Consider the following 4,956-nt stretch of genomic DNA (forward strand, 5'->3'; position numbering starts at 1 on the left):
CAGTGGACAGTAATGAGTGCGAACTCAAACTTTTTAATGAGAGTTTGATCCTGGCTCAGGACGAACGCTGGCGGCGTGCCTAATACATGCAAGTAGAACGCTGAAGAGAAGAGCTTGCTCTTCTTGGATGAGTTGCGAACGGGTGAGTAACGCGTAGGTAACCTGCCTGGTAGCGGGGGATAACTATTGGAAACGATAGCTAATACCGCATGATATTAATTGTCGCATGATAATTAATTGAAAGATGCAATTGCATCACTACCAGATGGACCTGCGTTGTATTAGCTAGTTGGTGAGGTAACGGCTCACCAAGGCGACGATACATAGCCGACCTGAGAGGGTGATCGGCCACACTGGGACTGAGACACGGCCCAGACTCCTACGGGAGGCAGCAGTAGGGAATCTTCGGCAATGGGGGGAACCCTGACCGAGCAACGCCGCGTGAGTGAAGAAGGTTTTCGGATCGTAAAGCTCTGTTGTAAGAGAAGAACGGGTGTGAGAGTGGAAAGTTCACACTGTGACGGTATCTTACCAGAAAGGGACGGCTAACTACGTGCCAGCAGCCGCGGTAATACGTAGGTCCCGAGCGTTGTCCGGATTTATTGGGCGTAAAGCGAGCGCAGGCGGTTAGATAAGTCTGAAGTTAAAGGCTGTGGCTTAACCATAGTATGCTTTGGAAACTGTTTAACTTGAGTGCAGAAGGGGAGAGTGGAATTCCATGTGTAGCGGTGAAATGCGTAGATATATGGAGGAACACCGGTGGCGAAAGCGGCTCTCTGGTCTGTAACTGACGCTGAGGCTCGAAAGCGTGGGGAGCAAACAGGATTAGATACCCTGGTAGTCCACGCCGTAAACGATGAGTGCTAGGTGTTAGGCCCTTTCCGGGGCTTAGTGCCGCAGCTAACGCATTAAGCACTCCGCCTGGGGAGTACGACCGCAAGGTTGAAACTCAAAGGAATTGACGGGGGCCCGCACAAGCGGTGGAGCATGTGGTTTAATTCGAAGCAACGCGAAGAACCTTACCAGGTCTTGACATCCCTCTGACCGCTCTAGAGATAGAGTTTTCCTTCGGGACAGAGGTGACAGGTGGTGCATGGTTGTCGTCAGCTCGTGTCGTGAGATGTTGGGTTAAGTCCCGCAACGAGCGCAACCCCTATTGTTAGTTGCCATCATTCAGTTGGGCACTCTAGCGAGACTGCCGGTAATAAACCGGAGGAAGGTGGGGATGACGTCAAATCATCATGCCCCTTATGACCTGGGCTACACACGTGCTACAATGGCTGGTACAACGAGTCGCAAGCCGGTGACGGCAAGCTAATCTCTGAAAGCCAGTCTCAGTTCGGATTGTAGGCTGCAACTCGCCTACATGAAGTCGGAATCGCTAGTAATCGCGGATCAGCACGCCGCGGTGAATACGTTCCCGGGCCTTGTACACACCGCCCGTCACACCACGAGAGTTTGTAACACCCGAAGTCGGTGAGGTAACCGTAAGGAGCCAGCCGCCTAAGGTGGGATAGATGATTGGGGTGAAGTCGTAACAAGGTAGCCGTATCGGAAGGTGCGGCTGGATCACCTCCTTTCTAAGGAGTCCGTAAGGACACACGGAATGCACTTGAGTCTTGTTTAGTTTTGAGAGGGCTATGTGGGGCCTTAGCTCAGCTGGGAGAGCGCCTGCTTTGCACGCAGGAGGTCAGCGGTTCGATCCCGCTAGGCTCCATTATCTAGTTTGACTAGATAAAGAACTTGTCCATTGAAAATTGAATACCGATATCAAATAGTAACAAGAAAATAAACCGAAAACGCTGTGAATATTAATGAGTTTAAGACTGAAAGGTCAAAAATAAGGTTAAGTTAGTAAGGGCGCACGGTGGATGCCTTGGCACTAGGAGCCGAAGAAGGACGTGACAAACGACGAAATGCCTCGGGGAGCTGTAAGTAAGCACTTGATCCGGGGATGTCCGAATGGGGGAACCCAACAGGTTGATGCCTGTTACCCATTTCTGTTAAGGGAATGAGGAGGAAGACGCAGTGAACTGAAACATCTAAGTAGCTGCAGGAAGAGAAAGCAAAAGCGATTGCCTTAGTAGCGGCGAGCGAAGAGGCAGGAGGGCAAACCGAAGAGTTTACTCTTCGGGGTTGTAGGACTGCAATGTGGACTCAGAATTTATAGAAGAATGACTTGGGAAAGTCAGCCAAAGAGAGTAAGAGCCTCGTATTTTAAATAGATTCTGTACCTAGCAGTATCCTGAGTACGGCGGGACACGTGAAATCCCGTCGGAATCTGGGAGGACCATCTCCCAACCCTAAATACTCCCTAGTGACCGATAGTGAACCAGTACCGTGAGGGAAAGGTGAAAAGCACCCCGGGAGGGGAGTGAAATAGAACCTGAAACCGTGTGCCTACAACAAGTTCGAGCCCGTTAATGGGTGAGAGCGTGCCTTTTGTAGAATGAACCGGCGAGTTACGTTATGATGCGAGGTTAAGTTGAAGAGACGGAGCCGTAGGGAAACCGAGTCTGAATAGGGCGCTTTAGTATCATGATGTAGACCCGAAACCATGTGACCTACCCATGAGCAGGTTGAAGGTGCGGTAAAACGCACTGGAGGACCGAACCAGGGCACGTTGAAAAGTGCTTGGATGACTTGTGGGTAGCGGAGAAATTCCAAACGAACTTGGAGATAGCTGGTTCTCTCCGAAATAGCTTTAGGGCTAGCGTCGACATGAAGATTCTTGGAGGTAGAGCACTGTTTGGGTGAGGGGTCCATCCCGGATTACCAATCTCAGATAAACTCCGAATGCCAATGAATTATGGTCGGCAGTCAGACTGCGAGTGCTAAGATCCGTAGTCGAAAGGGAAACAGCCCAGACCACCAGCTAAGGTCCCAAAATAATTGTTAAGTGGAAAAGGATGTGGGGTTGCACAGACAACTAGGATGTTAGCTTAGAAGCAGCTATTCATTCAAAGAGTGCGTAATAGCTCACTAGTCGAGTGACCCTGCGCCGAAAATGTACCGGGGCTAAAACAATTTACCGAAGCTGTGGATACCTTTTATAGGTATGGTAGGAGAGCGTTCTATGTGTGGAGAAGGTGTACCGTGAGGAGCGCTGGAACGCATAGAAGTGAGAATGCCGGTATGAGTAGCGCAAGACAGGTGAGAATCCTGTCCACCGTAAGACTAAGGTTTCCAGGGGAAGGCTCGTCCGCCCTGGGTTAGTCGGGACCTAAGGAGAGACCGAAAGGTGTATCCGATGGCCAACAGGTTGAGATTCCTGTACTAGAGTATGAAGTGATGGAGGGACGCAGTAGGCTAACTCGTGCGTACGAATGGATGTACGTCTAAGCAGTGAGGCGTGGTATGAGTCAAATGCTTATACCTGTAACGTTGAGCTGTGATGGGGAGCGAAGTTTAGTAGCGAGTGAGTGATGTCACACTGCCAAGAAAAGCTTCTAGCGTTGTATCATACTCTACCCGTACCGCAAACCGACACAGGTAGTCGAGGCGAGTAGCCTCAGGTGAGCGAGAGAACTCTCGTTAAGGAACTCGGCAAAATGACCCCGTAACTTCGGGAGAAGGGGTGCTGACTTTTGTCAGCCGCAGTGAATAGGCCCAAGCAACTGTTTATCAAAAACACAGCTCTCTGCTAAATCGTAAGATGATGTATAGGGGGTGACGCCTGCCCGGTGCTGGAAGGTTAAGAGGAGTGCTTAGCGGTAACGCGAAGGTATGAATTGAAGCCCCAGTAAACGGCGGCCGTAACTATAACGGTCCTAAGGTAGCGAAATTCCTTGTCGGGTAAGTTCCGACCCGCACGAAAGGCGTAATGATTTGGGCACTGTCTCAACGAGAGACTCGGTGAAATTTTAGTACCTGTGAAGATGCAGGTTACCCGCGACAGGACGGAAAGACCCCATGGAGCTTTACTGCAGTTTGATATTGAGTGTCTGTGCCACATGTACAGGATAGGTAGGAGCCTATGAAATCGGGACGCCAGTTTCGATGGAGGCGTTGTTGGGATACTACCCTTGTGTTATGGCCACTCTAACCCGGTAGGTTAATCATCTACGGAGACAGTGTCTGACGGGCAGTTTGACTGGGGCGGTCGCCTCCTAAAAGGTAACGGAGGCGCCCAAAGGTTCCCTCAGACTGGTTGGAAATCAGTCGCAGAGTGTAAAGGTATAAGGGAGCTTGACTGCGAGAGCTACAACTCGAGCAGGGACGAAAGTCGGGCTTAGTGATCCGGTGGTTCCGCATGGAAGGGCCATCGCTCAACGGATAAAAGCTACCCTGGGGATAACAGGCTTATCTCCCCCAAGAGTTCACATCGACGGGGAGGTTTGGCACCTCGATGTCGGCTCGTCGCATCCTGGGGCTGTAGTCGGTCCCAAGGGTTGGGCTGTTCGCCCATTAAAGCGGCACGCGAGCTGGGTTCAGAACGTCGTGAGACAGTTCGGTCCCTATCCGTCGCGGGCGTAGGAAATTTGAGAGGATCTGCTCCTAGTACGAGAGGACCAGAGTGGACTTACCGCTGGTGTACCAGTTGTTCTGCCAAGAGCATCGCTGGGTAGCTATGTAGGGAAGGGATAAACGCTGAAAGCATCTAAGTGTGAAACCCACCTCAAGATGAGATTTCCCATAACGCAAGTTAGTAAGAGCCCTGAGAGAAGATCAGGTTGATAGGTTAGAAGTGGAAGTGTGGTGACACATGGAGCGGACTAATACTAATCGCTCGAGGACTTATCCTAGAATAAGAGATTCATCAGAGTGCAGCGAATGGTTTAGAGAAATGTGAGATTTGATATTGTATTCAATTTTGAGTTGATAAGGCTTGTCTGAGAGGACAGGACAGTTAATTCAATAGTTAAGTGACGATAGCCTAGGAGATACACCTGTACCCATGCCGAACACAGCAGTTAAGCCCTAGAACGCCGGAAGTAGTTGGGGGTTGCCCCCTGT

Annotated in this window: 1 tRNA gene and 3 rRNA genes; all 4 read left to right on the forward strand. The window is 50.6% G+C overall.

The features are described 5' to 3' along the window. Positions 1–32: 32 nt before the first annotated feature. Positions 33–1,580 (forward strand): 16S ribosomal RNA (locus O3620_RS11765). A gap of 64 nt (positions 1,581–1,644) precedes the next feature. Next, positions 1,645–1,717 (forward strand) — tRNA-Ala (locus tag O3620_RS11770). Between the two features lie 127 nt (positions 1,718–1,844). Then, positions 1,845–4,745: ribosomal RNA gene (locus O3620_RS11775) — 23S ribosomal RNA — on the forward strand. A 116-nt stretch (positions 4,746–4,861) separates the two neighbouring features. Next, positions 4,862–4,956, forward strand: a 5S ribosomal RNA gene (gene rrf / locus O3620_RS11780); the annotation flags it as partial.

The sequence above is a fragment of the Streptococcus sp. 27098_8_134 genome, from assembly GCF_041431675.1.
GTDB lineage: Bacteria > Bacillota > Bacilli > Lactobacillales > Streptococcaceae > Streptococcus > Streptococcus sanguinis_R.